At 39.5% G+C, this 15,999-nt stretch carries 17 protein-coding genes; 10 read left to right on the top strand and 7 right to left on the bottom strand.

Going from position 1 to position 15,999, the window contains the following annotated elements; all coding sequences use genetic code 11:
- Nucleotides 1–49 precede the first annotated feature (49 nt).
- Nucleotides 50–1,270: a helix-turn-helix domain-containing protein gene (locus ABWV72_RS08660; protein ID WP_353370000.1), complete on the top strand. Its 1,221-nt coding sequence runs from the start codon at nt 50–52 to the stop codon at nt 1,268–1,270.
- 58 nt (nt 1,271–1,328) lie between these two features.
- On the opposite strand, the gene ABWV72_RS08655 is transcribed toward ABWV72_RS08660, so the two are convergent.
- On the bottom strand, nt 1,329–1,943 hold the full coding sequence (locus tag ABWV72_RS08655; protein ID WP_353369998.1) for a hypothetical protein: 615 nt from the start codon (nt 1,941–1,943) through the stop codon (nt 1,329–1,331).
- Between the two features lie 331 nt (nt 1,944–2,274).
- A complete protein-coding gene (gene zapE, locus ABWV72_RS08650; protein WP_353369996.1) occupies nt 2,275–3,465 on the bottom strand; it encodes a cell division protein ZapE in 1,191 nt (396 codons plus the stop codon).
- Nucleotides 3,466–3,979: 514 nt separating this feature from the next.
- Between zapE and ABWV72_RS08645 the strand changes: the two genes are divergently transcribed.
- On the top strand, nt 3,980–4,507 hold the full coding sequence (locus tag ABWV72_RS08645) for an HPP family protein (RefSeq protein ID WP_353369994.1): 528 nt from the start codon (nt 3,980–3,982) through the stop codon (nt 4,505–4,507).
- 453 nt (nt 4,508–4,960) lie between these two features.
- Here ABWV72_RS08645 and rlmF read toward each other — a convergent pair whose 3' ends face one another.
- The 4 genes from rlmF to ABWV72_RS08625 all read right to left on the bottom strand — a co-directional run bounded on the left by rlmF (nt 4,961) and on the right by ABWV72_RS08625 (nt 8,768).
- Nucleotides 4,961–5,863 carry a 23S rRNA (adenine(1618)-N(6))-methyltransferase RlmF gene (gene rlmF, locus ABWV72_RS08640; protein WP_353369992.1) on the bottom strand — a complete coding sequence of 301 codons (903 nt, stop codon included), beginning with the start codon at nt 5,861–5,863 and terminating at the stop codon, nt 4,961–4,963.
- 360 nt (nt 5,864–6,223) lie between these two features.
- The gene (locus ABWV72_RS08635) at nt 6,224–6,652 is read right to left on the bottom strand and encodes a spectrin repeat-containing protein (protein WP_353369990.1); all 429 of its coding nucleotides are present in this window, start codon (nt 6,650–6,652) and stop codon (nt 6,224–6,226) included.
- Nucleotides 6,652–7,734, bottom strand: a complete 1,083-nt coding sequence (locus ABWV72_RS08630; RefSeq protein WP_353369988.1) for a hypothetical protein — start codon at nt 7,732–7,734, stop codon at nt 6,652–6,654. The genes ABWV72_RS08635 and ABWV72_RS08630 overlap by 1 nt, the downstream gene beginning before the upstream one ends.
- The gene (locus ABWV72_RS08625) at nt 7,731–8,768 is read right to left on the bottom strand and encodes a hypothetical protein (RefSeq protein ID WP_216050486.1); all 1,038 of its coding nucleotides are present in this window, start codon (nt 8,766–8,768) and stop codon (nt 7,731–7,733) included. Before ABWV72_RS08625 ends, ABWV72_RS08630 begins: the two co-directional genes overlap by 4 nt.
- 325 nt (nt 8,769–9,093) lie before the next feature.
- Between ABWV72_RS08625 and ABWV72_RS08620 the strand changes: the two genes are divergently transcribed.
- Nucleotides 9,094–9,888 (top strand): caspase family protein, encoded by a 795-nt coding sequence (locus ABWV72_RS08620; protein WP_216050485.1) that lies wholly within the window; start codon nt 9,094–9,096, stop codon nt 9,886–9,888.
- 5 nt (nt 9,889–9,893) lie between these two features.
- Here ABWV72_RS08620 and ABWV72_RS08615 read toward each other — a convergent pair whose 3' ends face one another.
- Entirely contained in the window at nt 9,894–10,676 is a 783-nt protein-coding gene (locus ABWV72_RS08615; protein WP_353369985.1) for an outer membrane beta-barrel protein, read from the bottom strand.
- An 85-nt stretch (nt 10,677–10,761) separates the two neighbouring features.
- Between ABWV72_RS08615 and ABWV72_RS08610 the strand changes: the two genes are divergently transcribed.
- From ABWV72_RS08610 to mshL, 7 genes are all read left to right on the top strand, one after another.
- Nucleotides 10,762–10,974: a hypothetical protein gene (locus ABWV72_RS08610; protein WP_303502229.1), complete on the top strand. Its 213-nt coding sequence runs from the start codon at nt 10,762–10,764 to the stop codon at nt 10,972–10,974.
- Nucleotides 10,974–11,531 (top strand): DUF4760 domain-containing protein, encoded by a 558-nt coding sequence (locus tag ABWV72_RS08605; RefSeq protein WP_353369983.1) that lies wholly within the window; start codon nt 10,974–10,976, stop codon nt 11,529–11,531. The genes ABWV72_RS08610 and ABWV72_RS08605 overlap by 1 nt, the downstream gene beginning before the upstream one ends.
- Nucleotides 11,532–11,809: 278 nt before the next feature.
- Entirely contained in the window at nt 11,810–12,745 is a 936-nt protein-coding gene (pilM, locus tag ABWV72_RS08600) for a type IV pilus biogenesis protein PilM (protein WP_353369981.1), read from the top strand.
- Nucleotides 12,735–13,340: a PilN domain-containing protein gene (locus ABWV72_RS08595; protein ID WP_342806590.1), complete on the top strand. Its 606-nt coding sequence runs from the start codon at nt 12,735–12,737 to the stop codon at nt 13,338–13,340. The genes pilM and ABWV72_RS08595 overlap by 11 nt, the downstream gene beginning before the upstream one ends.
- Nucleotides 13,337–14,017 (top strand): MSHA biogenesis protein MshJ, encoded by a 681-nt coding sequence (locus ABWV72_RS08590; RefSeq protein ID WP_353369979.1) that lies wholly within the window; start codon nt 13,337–13,339, stop codon nt 14,015–14,017. The genes ABWV72_RS08595 and ABWV72_RS08590 overlap by 4 nt, the downstream gene beginning before the upstream one ends.
- Complete coding sequence (locus ABWV72_RS08585) at nt 14,007–14,351, top strand: hypothetical protein (protein ID WP_353369977.1); 345 nt, start codon at nt 14,007–14,009, stop codon at nt 14,349–14,351. The genes ABWV72_RS08590 and ABWV72_RS08585 overlap by 11 nt, the downstream gene beginning before the upstream one ends.
- Entirely contained in the window at nt 14,341–15,999 is a 1,659-nt protein-coding gene (mshL, locus tag ABWV72_RS08580; protein WP_353369975.1) for a pilus (MSHA type) biogenesis protein MshL, read from the top strand. Before ABWV72_RS08585 ends, mshL begins: the two co-directional genes overlap by 11 nt.

Genomic DNA, 15,999 nt, shown 5'->3' with positions numbered 1-15,999 from the left:
AAATGGCGCAATTTGGACGTCTTTTTGAGGAAATGGACGTATTTAGTTTATGAACGAAGTTGAAATAGGGTTGATTGATAGTAATTTTAATTGGGAAATATGTATTGTCGGTTTAGCCCTTACTATTTTTACCTTGGTTAACATTGCTAGCAAAAAAGTAAAACACAGTTCAGACATCTTGCTGTGTGTTTGGTTGGTACTGCTAAATGTCCCACTTATACATATGTGTTTAGTACATTTTAATCTGCATATTCCTTTGTTACACAAGTATACAAATCCAACTTTAAACTTACTGCATGGACCGCTCCTTTATCTTTACGTAAGAAAACTTACTAGTATGCGAGTTCATCTGAGTAAACTAACTGCTTTGCATATGGTTCCGTTCATTCTTACCTATATTTTGTTTATTTCATTTTCTCATCCTCAACCTATGACACCCATGCCAGAAAATCCCGAGATGCAAATGGGCCCAGTGGGGAATAATTGGGTATTTACTCTTTTCCAGCCTTTGTTAGTGCATTTTGCACTGATTAATGGTCTTTCTTTTATTAGTTATGGCGCGCTTACCTTTTACCTTTTAGCAAAACATCAGACAAAAATAGAAGGGTTCTTTTCTCAGAAAAATAATCAAATAACATTAAGTTGGATTTATGCACTTCCGACAATCTTAGTATTAGTTGTTGTGGCGAATTTTATTAATGAAGAAGTGCTGGTGACTGCAAATCGCATTAATCCGCAGACACTACACATGATATCTTTTGTTTCTATTATTACTATATTGTGTTTCTTCGGAGTAAAACAAAAGCCGGTATTTTACCGTCAGCAAACAGCATCTTCTGTTCCTGAAGAGAACCAGAAGACACCTACAGCAGCCACTGATAATCAGGGTTTACCAGTGAGTGAAGCGGTTATGAAGGAAGTGATAGAAAAAATGCAAACCTACATGCTGAATAAAAAACCATACCTTGACCCTGAATTTTCAGTTTATAGCTTAGCAGATGCTATTGATGTTCCTCGGCGCATTCTCTCAACGGTCCTGAATAGAGGCTTATGCAAAAACTTTTATCAATATGTAACTGAGTTTCGGGTAGAGGAAATGAAATCCCTACTAGGAAAAAGAGAGAATCAGCAAAAAAACATTTTGGATCTAGCATTTGAGTGTGGCTTCAAATCGAAATCGAGTTTCAATGGCTTGTTTAAGCAGCATACGGGGACAACCCCTTCACAATACAGGCAAGCAATGTCAGAAGCTCAAGTTAAAAGTGTTTAGGTAGATTTCGTTGCTACTACCTAAACCATCTTATTTATCATTATTACTGAGGACTTGTTTAATCTTGATATCCCCAAGGAGCCGCTGGTGTATCGACTTCTTGAGTCAAATCGAAATCTACTCGAAACTCTCTTCCTTCGCGGATTAAACGATAGGTAAATACCTCAGGATAGATATACATTTGCCAGATATTGGTACTGGATTGTGGATTCCCACCCTTTGCGAATAATTCTTTAGAATATTGATCTACAGGGAAAGATTGTGCCTGTGGGAAACCTGCGTCCTCAGTGTGGCCGCCGTACATAGTGGATTCTGAATAGGAACCATCAGCATGGCGGTGATCATGTTTCAGGGAAAGGCCTGACCCTGTCTTGGTTATAATCCAAGTGCGTGAAGCGTCATCGCCAACGTGAAAGGGTATTTGCAATTGCTGATCTGTACAACGTCTTACATGCATGATTAATGGCTGCTCAGACATATTGCTTGGGCCTTGATTATCGATAGTGACTTTACCAGCAAACGCCTTTCCACATAAAGCTTTCAGACTAGCGAAAAAAGTATCTTGAGTTGGAATAGATACCAAAGGTGCTGGTTTAATAATTTGTTGTGCATTGGCCATGAATGAACTGGCAAGTATAAGGCTGGCTATTGTTAGAGGTTGTAATATTCGCATTATTGTTTTGTTTCCTTCATTTAACGTCCGTTTACTTTGTCTTTAAAGCTACCACAATACTCTCTTTGTACACACTGTCTGAGCTAGATTAGTCTAATTTATTCAACCTGTTGTGTTTAGTTTGCAATACAAAATTAATCGCTACTAAACATGGGTGTCTTGTTTAGGGTTTAACTAAACATGGGTGTCTTGTTTAGGGTTTAACTAAACATGGGTGTCTTGTTTAGGGTTAACTAAACATGGGTGTCTTGTTTAAGGTTTAACTAAACGTGGCTGTCCTGTTTAGGGGGAATAAACATGGGTGTCTCGTTTATGATGAAAAAAAACCAGGTTAATCTCGGCTCATTTCAATTAGACGACTATAGGTACGGCGGAATTCAAATGTGAGGGCCCCCTCTAAATAGAGTTCGTTGAGTGGTACTTCCGTACTTAAGTATAATCGGACTCCTTGGTCATAAAGTTCGTCTATCAGGCTGATAAAACGTCGCGCCATGTCGTCATTTACCGCGTAAGATACAACCCGTTCACCAGTAGTGGTCGCCTGGTTCTCACCTACACCATCTTCTGTGCCTCGTGCTTTAATCCAGCCTCTAACTTTGCCACCTAGTTGAGGCACGCCGCTTAGCATCAGGGTGTTATAGCTCGATGCTATCTCAATGTAATCGAGTTGAGAGCGCGGGCCTTCGCACAATGCGGCAAAATCGAACCAAACCACTGAGTTTTGAATATGCCTTTGGGTAGCCTGAATAACAGGGATCTGACGATGACAAATATCGATACTGGAATGGTTTATTTGTGTTAACGGAATTGCCTGCGTTAACTCCGAAAAAATAGTCGGCAAATCTATGCTTGAGCCAACTCCAATGTAATTTGAAAGGAACTGGTCAACTGTGCTGTTAATTTCCACATTTTGTGCATGTAACCGATGATCTTGCTTACCGGCAAGATGCAAGGTTTGGGTATGTTGTTGCAATAAAGCAATGCAAGGCAGAAATTTGTGACGGGCTAGGCCGTTTTCGTATAAACGCTCGGTGGGGATATTTGAGGTTGCCAATAGCACAACGCCTTGTTCAAACAAACAGGTGAATAAACCAGCCAAGATCATGGCATCGCCAATGTCAGATACAAAAAACTCATCAAAACATAAGATACGATTATGTTTTGCCAGATCTTTGGCAATCTGCACAAGCGGATCTTGTTGGCCTGCATGTTCTTTAAGGGCTTGATGGATACGTGCCATAAAACGGTGAAAATGCAGTCTTAATTTGCCCTTAGCCGGAAGGCAATCATAAAACAAATCCATCAAAAATGTTTTACCGCGGCCCACATCACCCCACAAGTAGAGTCCTTTTTGAATTTCGCTAGTCGCTTTACGTGGATTGGTGAGTTCTAAGAATAGCGCATTCAATGCCGTTATTGCTTGTAACTGCGATGGGTCGTCCACAAGTTTACTGCCAATTTGCGAACGATAAACAGCAAGGGGAGTGTGCAGAGTTGAAGTCTGACTGACGCCATCAGGCATTTTTAACTATTCCTATTTTGCACTGAGAAAACCAACCAACTTTAACTATTTTTTTGCCGTTTAGGCAAATGAATTTCGACCAACACACAGAACGATGGGAGAGGTCTTATCACTGGGTAAAAGTTACACACTTTGAAAATGTTTCACTTGGTTTACTTATTTTAACTATCCAAATAGCGGTTAGTGAGTATTTACTGTTAAATTTGCTGTCCGCTAAGTTGAAAAACTCCCAGCGCTTAATTTATATTTCAAGATGATTGTAAGTTTAAATAAAATATATTTAATACAATTACTTAGAGTATTTCTGTTGTTGTTTCTTAATAATCTTACGTGCCTCTTTTGCCGTCAAAAAATGGAATTATTTGAATAGAGTCGGAATCTCATTTCTCACTTCACTATGATTACTTGTAACTGGCATTCACCTTGCTCATACATTGCTAAGTGAATAAATAAATCTGAGTTTTATTAAATCGAAGATTAATCAAACCTGGATTAAAAGTAGTTGGAGAATGATATGAACCTTAAAATGAATGAAGAACATCACCCCGGAAAAGTAGTAGGGGTGTTTGAAGATGAATCTACAGCCAAGAAAACAGCTGAAATCTTAATCACTAAAGGTGGCGTATCCAGCGACGAAGTAGCAGTGGTTTCACCGAAAGATAAACAGTTTGCTAAAAAAATCGAACCTGAAACTAAACAAATTGGTCGCACATTGTTGGCGTCGCATATTATGTTGGGATTGATCGGCTTAGTTATCGGCTTATTAGTAGCCTCTTCTTTGATTATTTCCGGTATTCAATTTGCCGTTTCTAGTCCGATAATGTTGATGATAGCAACCGGTACTTTAGGAACTTTTATGGGGCTACTAGTAGCAGGAGCCGCTTCTTTAAGACCAGATCATGATTCAGTGGTCAATGAAGTGAGGCAAGGAAGAAAGAACAATCAATGGTCGGTCGTTGTGCAGACCATTGATAAAAAAGATATTCAGCGAGCCAAACAATTAATGAAAGGTTCGGCAGTAAAACTAGCGGAAACTTTTTAATCATTGTTAATTTAACCGCATCTGTAAAAAGCCTATTTCTTTGCGCTTTGAGACAAATTCTTGTTGGTTAAATAGTGCTACGGGCAATCTCCCAGTAGCAGCAGTAGTAATAGCAGTCAGTCAACGGCCAAGAAGAATTTATCGACCTATTTAAGCCGTGATGGTGTGTGGATAAAACTACGCTGTAACAATGGTGATGAATACACAATAAGAGATTGCGAAAATGGCTACTTCGAAGCGAGTAGTATGGGATTAGGCGCTTGCCACTATAACTCTCAGCTTAAAGCTGCTCAGCAGGTTTGTTCGTCCAGTGGTGTTTTTTAAGACTATTTATCTTTTTTACATTCAGTATAGCTAAATGGAAGGCGCACTTAGTTGCGCTTTTCCTTTATCTACTATGAAGACTTTTGCGATTCGTTGTAGAAAGTGGCTTAAAACTTTGCAGGAATTGGCTTAAAATTGCCAGCCAATAAAGCGGCTCACTTTACTACCTTGATGCATTTCAATGGTTTTAACCTCTTTGACCTGGACTTGCTTTAATTGCCGGTAGATCGCATTTAGATGCTCTTTTTTGGAAACTAAACAGGTAAACCATTGCACTTGTTTGGCAAATTGCTGACTTTCAATAATCATCTTACTGATAAACGCTGGTTCGCCGCCTTTACACCATAATTCGTTGTGCTGTCCGGCAAAGTTAAGATGGGTTTTGTTCGCTTCGCAATAGCGTTGCTCCCTGCCTTGTCTTTTTTGTTTATGTCTAGCGAGGTTACGGTTCTTACGCTGGTTTCCAGCTAATGCGTCTTTTGCATTGGCGTGAAAAGGGGGATTACACATAGTAAAGGTAAATTTATCGTCTGGCTGAATTAATCCTTTAAATATATGCTGGCTATTCTGTTGTTTGCGAATAGTGATCTGCTTTTTTAGATTGTCGTTGTTGGCGACAATATGTCTTGCTGATTGCAGTGAGGCGTCGCTGATATCACTGCCAACAAAGTGCCAGCCATAGGTTTGGCTACCAATTATGGGATAAATAACATTAGCCCCCACGCCAATATCTAGTCCTAAAACGTCATTTTGCTTGTTTGTGGTTGCAGTGATTAAGTCAGCAATATGATGAATGTAATCCGCTCTTCCTGGGACAGGAGGGCACAAGAAACCCTCAGGAATATCCCAGTAGCTTAACTTGTAATATTGTTTTAACAGCGCTTGATTGAGGTTTTTTACTGCGCTGGGATCGGCGAAATTGATGGTCGCTCGTCTCCCTTCTTTTTTTATAATAAAGTTTGTGAGCTGTGGAGCGAATTTAACTAGCTGAGCAAAATCATAGCCGTTTTTATGGAGGTTTCTTGTGTGCATTGTATTTAGTTAACTCATTACTTAAGTGGCAACTAGCTATTGTCAGCTTTGAAACTTATTTTATCATGATATCCCTTATTACACTTTGATTGTTGTTTTCGTGGATGAAATCAGCGTCCGTAAAATACAGCTAAATTAACCCAGCACAACCAGGCAATGTTGATGAAACAGAGCCGAGTACTATGGCTGTGATGGGACTTGGCCTTTTGAGGGTAGTTTCTCTACGTTGTCCCATGACTAAATAGTTTGCACAATATCCAGTCACTAGCCTCGCTGAAGCGAGACTTTTTTATAGGTGTTGAATTTACCCATAATCTGCTGGATACATTATGTTCCGTGAATTTCTATAAACCTATTATCTCAAATGCTTATAGGAATGACCTTATCGATAGCACCTGACACTTGATCAACAATGCCATTGCCCAAGGCTTTCCATTTAGCCTCACGATTGGCCAATTCAGTTTTCACTTTTTCAACACTTTGTTGGGTCAGTTCTATGGCTTTGTTGATTTCAGCTCCATCCCCTAGAGTGATATCTTGTTGAAGTTTGGTTATTTGTCCTAATATGGCCTCCATGCTTTTGCGGCTTTCGGCCAGCTCACTTTCTATCTCGGAAACTTGTGCTTGCAGCAGGGCTACACCTTTACTCAACTCAGTAGTCATGTCGTCGGCTAAGGCCTCGACTTTTTCATCGATCCAATCATCCATTTCTTGTCTGGCATTATCCGCTATTTTTTTCGCCTCTGGCGGAAGAGCGTCGAAACTAGGTACTAATCTTCTGGTTCTCATTATTCTTCTCCTTGCGACTTAGCAGGCATAGGTGATGCAGCGTGTTGATTGATTAAGTTATTTACATGATTTGGAATTTCGTCTATTAAATCACTGAACTTATTATTAATACTTTTCGTTAAATTCGTTTCTAGGTTATTTAACGTGCCCGTTAGGTTACCTAAACTCTGAAATGCGTTATTCGACAGCTTCCCTAAAAACTGGTCAAAGCTAGAGCTTAATGGCGTCAATAGACCACTAAGCTTACTGCTTATGGCTGTTAATTTGGTTTTGAGGTTATCGCTAGCACCTTCCAAAATTAGTTCGTAAATTGGAGACCTATCAACATTATTTTTTAAAGTTAACAAGGTTTGTAACTGTTGATCGTTTAGTGTATCCAGTTGACCATAGTGAGCAGCTAAACTTGCTTGCAGGCTCAACAGTTGTTTGGCAATGTCTTGAGCCTGATTATTGAAGCTCTTACAATCTGTCCCCGCTGGTGGGTTGATCATTGTGTATTGGGCATCAATATTATCGAACAGAGTCGTTTTATATTTTAATATCTTCTCAAAATAGGTCTCTCGTAAATCCAAATCATCCCTAGAGTGGCGACCTGAAACGGCTAATATTTGGGTCTTTTTAACTATTATTTTTCGACTAACATCCACATCAAGTGGCGTTATGGTTTGTGCATTTTCAAGCTCTTTTAATTGAGCTTCATAAACCTTAAAGGAAGCCTCTAAAGGAGCATATGCGGTATTGAACTGTTGTGGGTATGTTTTATTTTGAAACTCAATTACTTGTTCATAAAAGCGTTGCTTAATTTTAAGTTTGGAATTACTAATTAAAGCTTGAGCATATGTGTGAGTTCTCTGGTTTATAGCGTCACACTGCTTGCTCAGTTTAGACCCGACTAATTTAACCATCTCCACTTCAGTCGATAGTTGCTGGTTAAAAGCATTGGCAATATTGGCATGTTGTTGAGCTAAGATTTTTTGATTTTCAACGGATCTGTCGGTGAGATTTAACACCGCCTGAGTTGCACAGCCGCTCACTGAGATTACTAGACTGATTATAATAATAAAATTCACTGGTATTTTCATTTGGAAGTATCCTTCTTCGCAAGTTCAGATTCTACTAACCCGTGGGCAAGCTCTTTAGCTTGACGTTTAATTTCGTCGATAGATTTGGGTTCAGCTGCACTTTTTAAGGCTCTAAGTAATTTCGTTCGTTCCTCATAAATTTTTTGTGGTCCTTCATTTATACTACTTGTTGCTGCTCCTAGTACTTTTTCAATTAATTTGTCGAATAACGAAGCTGTGCGTCTGGAAGCGTAACCAAAAATGAATCCTATTAATGGAAGTGTCCAAACTCGGGCTTCATACGGACCAATGTCAAACCAACCAAACATAATTGCCATCACCATGACTAAGGCTAGAATAGGTCCATAAATAAGTTTGGTATAAGCGACCCAACGCTCTAACGGATTAAAGTTCTGTTTGCGAAGATATTCCGCGGAGTTCACCAATAAGTTAGTTATTACTCCAAAGACTGCCCAAAAGAGAACCTCCAACATAGATAAATTGGGAGATGTCCACATGAAAAGTTTGCTAGGAGGGGATAGGGTATGTAGGTCAATCATTTGTTGACGTTTCAACCTAGATAAAGCAAACAAATTTTGTTTAATGGTGTTGGGTAATAAGTTACTAGCAGCTAGTTTAGTACCAATGTTAGCTACTAGAATGTACGCCTCATCATAAGCTCCCTGATTGACTAGCGTCTCAACAGGAACGATTTGTTGGTGATCATTAAGGTGTGATTTTAATTGAAAAATTTGCGCTTTGGTCTTGGTGAATAGTTCATAAATTGTAGTAGAACGGTCTCTAATTTTGCCTATGGTATGCGTACTTTCTTGGGCGTCAATGTACCAGTCTAAGTCACTTAGGTTTTTGAAATCGACCTCACCGATTTTAGAAATTTGCGCAAAATACTGCCAAGATATTGCACTATTTAGATTAGACTTAGTGTGCATCAATGTAATGTGAGATGCTAAGTACACTATAATTATAAAGATCAGCAATCCGATTAATTTAAGTATAAAGGATTGCCCGATTGTTCGTGGGGTACGGTTATCCATCCTCATGTATCTCCCAAGTTTTACTGGTAGCAATAGCCAGTAAATCAATGTTAGTTGTCAATTCCTTTGAAACTACATGACAATGTTTAGAAGCTCTTTCTGCTGCTTATTGAACTTGCATCTTTTGGTTATAGACCAAAAAACGCAATGTCGCTAATTTCACACACTCATTAACCAATATTCTTTAATCACTGTTCTTTTTTTGGGGGGGGAAGAATATAAAGTGTTGCTTTGAGTAAGCCTACTGAATCGTAAATAGCGTACCTTTGAGTATTAACCTATAAACCAGTATGCTTTATATCTGATTCTATAATGTTGGTGTCAAATGCGCTGGATTGTATTTCTTCTGTTATCGGTTATCACTCTGTACTCGATTTTAGGTCGTGCCTATGGGGTTAATCTCGACCGTTTTGCGTTAGTAATTGGCAATCAAAATTACCAAGTAGCGCCTTTAAAAAATACCCTCAATGATGCGGAAGCTATTTCTGACGCTTTTTTCGAACTCGGTTTTCGAGTGACCACCTTAACTGACGCAAATTCGTTGACTCTACGCCAAGGGATTAATGGGTTCTACGAAGAAGTCGCTAAGGCTGCTGGCAGTCAAAAGCTAGCCGTTGTTTATTATGCGGGGCATGCAATACAAATTAATCATGCCAATTACCTCATCCCTCTTAATATCCAGTTTGAAAGTGAACAGGAATTTGTTGATCAGTTGTATAATCTCTCCCATCTATTTGAACTGATGAAAAGTACTAATGAGTTACAAAACATTGTGATTTTAGATGCTTGTCGCAATAATCCTTTTGAAGGCAGTGGCAACGTTTTAGTGTCTCAAGGTCTAGCTCCGGTGAAAGCTCCGTCGGCTACACTGATTGCCTTTGCCACTGAGCCTGGAGGGATAGCGTTAGACGGCAGGAGCGACAATGGTGTTTATACTAAACATCTACTTAAATACATTTCCGAAAGCATCTCGATTGAAGAAGTATTTAAAAAAGTCCGCTCGGCAGTGGCAAAGGAAACTCGCAATAGGCAAATTCCATGGGAACATTCATCGTTACTTGGAGAGGTCTATTTCAGCCCTCCCAAAAACAAGGAAGTCCCCAATATAGTGGTATTTTGAATGGCTTAAAAAACGTAAGCTAGGCCAACGTGCAAGGAAGTAAAAGATTCATCGATGCCGTTAAATTGAGCGCCGTTATAATCGATATCTTGCTGATAGTCATTTATCTTAAAACGTGTTTGAAACAGTAAGTTGCTGGAAACTGGCATTGTCCAACTTAAGCTATAACTAAATCCTTTGGTGTCACCAGAAACATTTCCTGTTAGATCGTCAAATTCTATTGCCTCTTCTTCCTCTTCTTCATCTGTATTTTCAGAAAAAACGTTGTTTGCCCTTAGGTCTGCGAAAGCGACAGACAGACTAAGACTGCCAGCTTTCTCAAATTGCCAATGATAACTTATCCCAACAAATGGTCCTTTTTGTCGATAACGTTCATCGGTAATGTTAAGTTGATCTTCTTCGTCGATGTCCCGTGGAGTAAATTGAATTTTGGTGTTGCCATATTTGTAACCACCAAATAGCGTCCAATTTTTTGATAGTCGATAGCCTAATGTGATGTCTAGATCATCACGAGATGCTTTACCCGTATCTTCTTCTTCGGATATATCAGCATCCTTCAAGGTGGTCTGTAAGTTGGCTGACAATTGCCAGTTTTCAAGAGTCACGGCGACAGGAATATTGACGCTAGGAAAGCTGATGTCGTGATCGAGTTTTTCGGAAAAGGAAAAGGTGCTATATCCTAGCGATGCGCCAGCTACAAATCGAATGTCTTTAAGTGAAGAGTTTGCAAACGCCGCAGGCGAGGCTATTAGCACTAGTAGCAATCCTGCTAAATAGCGATTGTTCATTATATGCTCTCTTATTGTTATTTTTTTGTGCAATTAGCTAAGACTAATAGTATTGTTAGTAGATAGCAAAAAATAGAGAACATAAATGAATTCAAACAAACCCTTAGTTTCCTTGATATCGATTCTGTTTACCATCTTGTGTTTATGTTTTATTGGCGGCTGTAAGACTACCGATGATAGCTCAGAAGAAGTCGAGTGTCGCAACGAGCAGCAAGAAAGTTGTGATACAGATGACGAAACGGGAAGAGGCTATGATCCCTGTTTAGTGAATGAAAGTTTACCGGTCTGCAAGCCTTAATGGAGCCACAAGAACTAAGATTGCAAATTGCGGAAGTAGCAGGAACATGGATTGCTGCTCTAGCTGTGGTTATCGGCGGTATCTTTGGTGTCTTTCAATACTTAGAACATAAAGATGCAGTGCGTGTTGACCGAAGTATGGCGTTTGTAGAGCGTTATCATAGTGATGGCTTATTGATGCAAGCACGGTTAAAAATTACCGACTCAATGACATCCCATGTTGATAACATCAATCAATTATTAACAGATTCAACCATCAAACCAGAGAATGTTGCCAGCCAATATAACGATTTTATAAATAAACAGGTTGAAGCAGATGCATTAGCGGGTTCATTGGACCAAATTTTCACTTTTTATGAGCAGATAATACTGTGTAGAGAGTTAGACTTGTGTGACGATGCCGCTGCGGAACAGTTCTTTGATACAGATGGTCGGGCATTTGTTCGCACTTTTTACCCGTACATATGTAATATTCGGGAAAAATGGAATAATCCAGAAAAATATAATCGGCTTTTGAATTTCTACGCGGGTAATGGCAACAGTATCTGTGAATCTTGAATTAATCCGTAAAAATCACGATTTTTATGCTTTTCTACAACTCTCAATAATCCTATGTCGTTGAGTTAACAGTGGTACCTATTGGCTAGACGTTTGTGTTCGAAATAAACGCAAAGGATATTAAAACAGCTAAATGGATAAAAATCATACAGATGCAAAGTTGTTGGGGGTGTAATATTACCCAAAAGTTGTATTTAAAAAAGCGTATTATATGTAGCGCTTTTGGTTAAAGTTTGCTGTAATAGATTGATAACAAATAAAATATAAAAACGTGAACTATGCATGCAGGTTGGCGAGAATATCTAAAGCAGCGCTTAAAAACACCATCGAAGTTCTATTCAATAGGGCTTGAATTTGGCGACGATTCTATTCAAGTCTCTGTATTGAATGATGATAAGCAAAATATCACTTGGGTAAAACAGCACCTATTGCCTGCCCACGATTGGCAAAAACACCTTCAAAACTATGTTTCACAAGAATCGTTAACAAATACTCCTTGTCATGTGGTGCTAAGTCCAAGCAAATATCAGATTCAACAAGTTGAAAAGCCGCAAGTAAGTGACGACGAATTGGCACAAGCGTTAGTTTGGAGTGTGAAAGATCTCATGCCAAACCAAGACGAAATTGTCGTCGACTATTTCGAATTACCGGTGCAAAGCGCTGGGGCAAATAAGGTAAATGTTGTCGCACTGGCCAAAGATAAAGTTGAAGAGCTCACCGACGGCATACTACATGCTGGTCTAGAATTGAAGAGTATCAGTATTCTAGAGCTGATTATGGCCGATATTGTTGAGTCTAGTGATGATGCGATACTTACTTTGGTTCAGGAATCGGGGCAGGAGATATGTCTGAATATTATCAAACATGGTCAGGTCTACTTTTCTCGACGTTTGCGTGGGTATGAAAACTTACCTACATTTAGCGAAGAAGAATTACAAATGGGAGTTGGCGATAATCTGAGCGTAGAAATTCAACGTTCAATGGATTATTTTGAGAGTCAACTTCGGCAAGCACCGGTTAAGAAAATTCTATTGGCAATCGAATCTCCACACTTAGATAAATTAGCGCAAATGATGCAACAGTTAACTTTTATGACAGTGGAACCTATCCATGTCGAGGTGCCTCATGTTGAAGGGTTATCATACCGTAGCAGCTTCATTGGAAGTTTAGGCGCGGCCTTCGTGCAGAAAAATGGAATTGCCAATGAAAACTAGAATCAATTTTTTTAGAGAAGATTTTAAATCTAAAATTATACTTCTGAATTTGAATTTTCTTTTAGGATTGGCCATTTTGTCTATCATTTGTATTGTGACGGCTTGGTTATGGGCAAGTAATTCACATGCTAACGCTGAACAACAAACGGATTTATTGCTTGCACAAATTGCCCAGAAAAAAGAACTATCCAAATCTTTAATAGAAGCGAAAGATACTCGTACTCAAAGTGCTGCGATTGTGGCCGATGTGGAAAAACATCAGCAAGAATTAGCCATGAAACGCACCATCTTAAATGAATTGGATAGTCGTCAAACGCAAAGGAGTAACGGCTTCTCAAGTCTAATGGTAGATCTGGCGAAAAATCACCATACTAATTTGTGGTTAACCAATATCTTATTGAACGAACGTAGCCTTTATATTGAAGGTGCCACTACTGATTCCAAAGCACTTCCTCAATGGGTATCGCAATTAAATCAAGCTAGTTATTTTGCGGATACTGAGTTCGCCGGAACTCGAATGTTTCGAAATGACAAACAGCAATTACAGTTTATACTCAGTTCAAACCTTGATGATATGAAGGGGAAAGGGCAATGAGTCAGTCTATAGGAAGTCAATATACTGATTTGCTTGCTAAATTTTCCGCCCTTACGACCCGAGAGCGGGCGTTAACAATTATAGCTACACTGTCGGTAATATTATTAGGTGGATACGTATTGATGGTAGAACCCGTTTTAGAAAAATGGGATCGCGAAAAAATGGAAATTCAGCGGCAAACTAATGAAGCTGCAAGTTTAGATGCCAAAATCGCATTATTAGAGCAAACCTTGCTAGAAGATCCCGATGCATCCATTAAAGCGCGTCTGAAAAGCGTTAAACAAAAAATCTCCAAAGCCGATGAGGCGTTGAATGCGCAAACTGAAAATTTGGTGCCAGCGTCGCATATGCCTATATTGTTAGAACAAGTGTTTGCACAATTTGAACAGCTCAAGTTAGTTGAAATGCACTCTATCGCGCCGACTCCTTTACTGAAATTAGAAGAGGAACAAGAGTTAACGGATGTGAATTTGTATCAACATGGTGTGCAAATGACTCTGGAAGGTGGCTATTTTGAGATTCAAAAATACCTACAAAGAGTAGAAGCCTTGCCTTATCAGTTTTATTGGAAAAAGTTTGAGTACAAAGTTGAAGAATATCCGGATGCTTTAGTGCAGATTGAAATTTATACGCTAAGTACAAGTCGTGCATTTATTGGAGTTCGTAATGATTCGTAAATTCACTTTAAGCCTTGGATTACTATTGTCTTTTGCACTTGGCGCACAACAGCTTATTGATCCAACTAAACCCAAAGGGGCGGGCTTGCTAACCACTAAAAGCAATGAGGACGAAAATGGTCCAGCGCCTATTGTATTAACCGCTGTGTTTATCAAGAGCAACAGTAAGGTCGCCGTCATAAATGGCGAGTCTGTGCTAGAAGGACAGAGTTGGAGAGGAAACCAAGTGAAAAAAATCAATAAAGACGGAGTCGTGCTAATCGTAGACGGCCGTGAAACAGATTTGTTATTAAATCAATACTCAATTAAAAAAGATGCATCCAATGACTTCTAAGCAAATTGTACTTCTAGGATTAGCGCTGACACTATTTGGCTGCCAATCGACCTCAGAAACTGGGCCCGCTCAAAAATCCATGGACCAAGCTATGGAGCAACAAGTTGAAGCGATGCGGGATAAACAAAGCATGCCGCTAGACAATTTACCCGATGCGGTAAGCCAAGCGTTGTTGCCGGGCCAATCCTTAAGTGAAGATCCACTTTTTGATGAAGAGAAATACGATATTAGTGCTAAGGCCGTCGATGCTGTCAGCTTTTTCGCCGGTTTGGTTGAAGGTACGCCTTACAGCGTTGCTGTCCACCCTGAGGTGAAAGGTGCCATTTCGTTAAGTTTGAAGCAAGTTTCACTCGAGCAAGTGTTTGAATTGGTGTCCGATTTATACGGTTATGATGTACAAAAATTCGATCAAATCTTTCGCGTATTTCCTTCTGGCATGCGAACTGAAACCTTTCCTGTCAATTACCTATTGATGCAACGTGACGGTGCTACGCAAACCAGTATTGCCTCTGGTGGGGTAACGCAAAGTGAAAATAACCAAAACTCTAACACAAATAGCGTCAATAATTTCAGTGGTAACTCTTCCACGGGCAATAATATTGGTGGTGGCTCAAGTAGTAATAATACGAATGGCACTAATATCAGTACACGAACTGAAACCGATTTTTGGTCTGAGTTGAAAGAGACTTTACAGTCAATGGTTGGGGTTGAAGAAGGGCGTATGGTAATGGTGACTCCGCAAGCTGGATTAGTTACTGTTCGCGCGATGCCTGGCGAAATCCGCAGCGTGAAAGAATACTTAAAAGTTTCTGAAGAGATCGTAAAACGACAAGTAGTGCTAGAAGCTAGAATCATCGAAGTTTCATTAAGTGATGAATATCAACAAGGCATTAACTGGAATCAAATCGCCAACAGTAATAGCAGCAGTACACAAGTAAACTTTTCTACTACAGCTGGAAACTTTGGTAATCAAATCAGTGCTGCTATCGGTAATGTCACCAGTTTATCGTTTTTAAATGAAGACTTTTCTGGGGTATTAACATTGCTTGAAACCCAAGGTAATGTCCAAGTGTTATCTAGCCCTAGAGTGACAGCAACCAATAACCAAAAAGCGGTCATCAAAGTGGGCGACGATGAATATTTTGTAACCGAAGTGTCTAATCAAAATACCATTACCTCAGGCACCACAACGGTCACACCAAATATTGAACTTACTCCTTTTTTCTCAGGTATAGCATTGGATGTTACTCCTCAAATTGATGACAAGGGCGGCGTATTATTGCATGTTCACCCATCAGTAATCGAAACCGATGAGCAAGAGAAAGTCATCACTTTGAACGAAGAGCGATACGTATTGCCATTAGCTCAGAGCAATATTCGCGAATCGGATACGGTGATTCATGCAAATTCTGGTGAAATTGTAGTGATAGGTGGATTGATGCAATCCATAGTCTCTGAATCAGATTCAAAAACGCCGTTGCTGGGCGATATTCCGCTATTGGGAAATCTATTTAAAAGTAAAAATGATATTGAAACTAAAAAAGAGCTAGTCATTTTACTCAAGCCAACTGTAGTCGATGCAAATACTTGGAAGCAACAATTAAAGCAAAGCCGCGACCAGATGGCTGATTGGTTATACGTGGAATAA

Origin of the sequence: Aliiglaciecola sp. NS0011-25 (genome assembly GCF_040370605.1) — a bacterium.
Taxonomy (GTDB): domain Bacteria; phylum Pseudomonadota; class Gammaproteobacteria; order Enterobacterales; family Alteromonadaceae; genus Aliiglaciecola; species Aliiglaciecola lipolytica_A.
This window is presented reverse-complemented; position numbering and strand designations above follow the sequence as displayed.

What these genes read in the sequence shown, in the direction of transcription:
- ABWV72_RS08660 (WP_353370000.1), top strand. Translation starts at nt 50, where the DNA reads ATGAACGAAGTTGAAATAGGGTTGATTGATAGTAATTTTAATTGGGAA.
- ABWV72_RS08655 (WP_353369998.1), bottom strand. Translation starts at nt 1,943, where the DNA reads ATGCGAATATTACAACCTCTAACAATAGCCAGCCTTATACTTGCCAGT.
- zapE (WP_353369996.1), bottom strand. Translation starts at nt 3,465, where the DNA reads ATGCCTGATGGCGTCAGTCAGACTTCAACTCTGCACACTCCCCTTGCT.
- ABWV72_RS08645 (WP_353369994.1), top strand. Translation starts at nt 3,980, where the DNA reads ATGAACCTTAAAATGAATGAAGAACATCACCCCGGAAAAGTAGTAGGG.
- rlmF (WP_353369992.1), bottom strand. Translation starts at nt 5,863, where the DNA reads ATGCACACAAGAAACCTCCATAAAAACGGCTATGATTTTGCTCAGCTA.
- ABWV72_RS08635 (WP_353369990.1), bottom strand. Translation starts at nt 6,652, where the DNA reads ATGAGAACCAGAAGATTAGTACCTAGTTTCGACGCTCTTCCGCCAGAG.
- ABWV72_RS08630 (WP_353369988.1), bottom strand. Translation starts at nt 7,734, where the DNA reads ATGAAAATACCAGTGAATTTTATTATTATAATCAGTCTAGTAATCTCA.
- ABWV72_RS08625 (WP_216050486.1), bottom strand. Translation starts at nt 8,768, where the DNA reads ATGGATAACCGTACCCCACGAACAATCGGGCAATCCTTTATACTTAAA.
- ABWV72_RS08620 (WP_216050485.1), top strand. Translation starts at nt 9,094, where the DNA reads ATGCGCTGGATTGTATTTCTTCTGTTATCGGTTATCACTCTGTACTCG.
- ABWV72_RS08615 (WP_353369985.1), bottom strand. Translation starts at nt 10,676, where the DNA reads ATGAACAATCGCTATTTAGCAGGATTGCTACTAGTGCTAATAGCCTCG.
- ABWV72_RS08610 (WP_303502229.1), top strand. Translation starts at nt 10,762, where the DNA reads ATGAATTCAAACAAACCCTTAGTTTCCTTGATATCGATTCTGTTTACC.
- ABWV72_RS08605 (WP_353369983.1), top strand. Translation starts at nt 10,974, where the DNA reads ATGGAGCCACAAGAACTAAGATTGCAAATTGCGGAAGTAGCAGGAACA.
- pilM (WP_353369981.1), top strand. Translation starts at nt 11,810, where the DNA reads ATGCATGCAGGTTGGCGAGAATATCTAAAGCAGCGCTTAAAAACACCA.
- ABWV72_RS08595 (WP_342806590.1), top strand. Translation starts at nt 12,735, where the DNA reads ATGAAAACTAGAATCAATTTTTTTAGAGAAGATTTTAAATCTAAAATT.
- ABWV72_RS08590 (WP_353369979.1), top strand. Translation starts at nt 13,337, where the DNA reads ATGAGTCAGTCTATAGGAAGTCAATATACTGATTTGCTTGCTAAATTT.
- ABWV72_RS08585 (WP_353369977.1), top strand. Translation starts at nt 14,007, where the DNA reads ATGATTCGTAAATTCACTTTAAGCCTTGGATTACTATTGTCTTTTGCA.
- mshL (WP_353369975.1), top strand. Translation starts at nt 14,341, where the DNA reads ATGACTTCTAAGCAAATTGTACTTCTAGGATTAGCGCTGACACTATTT.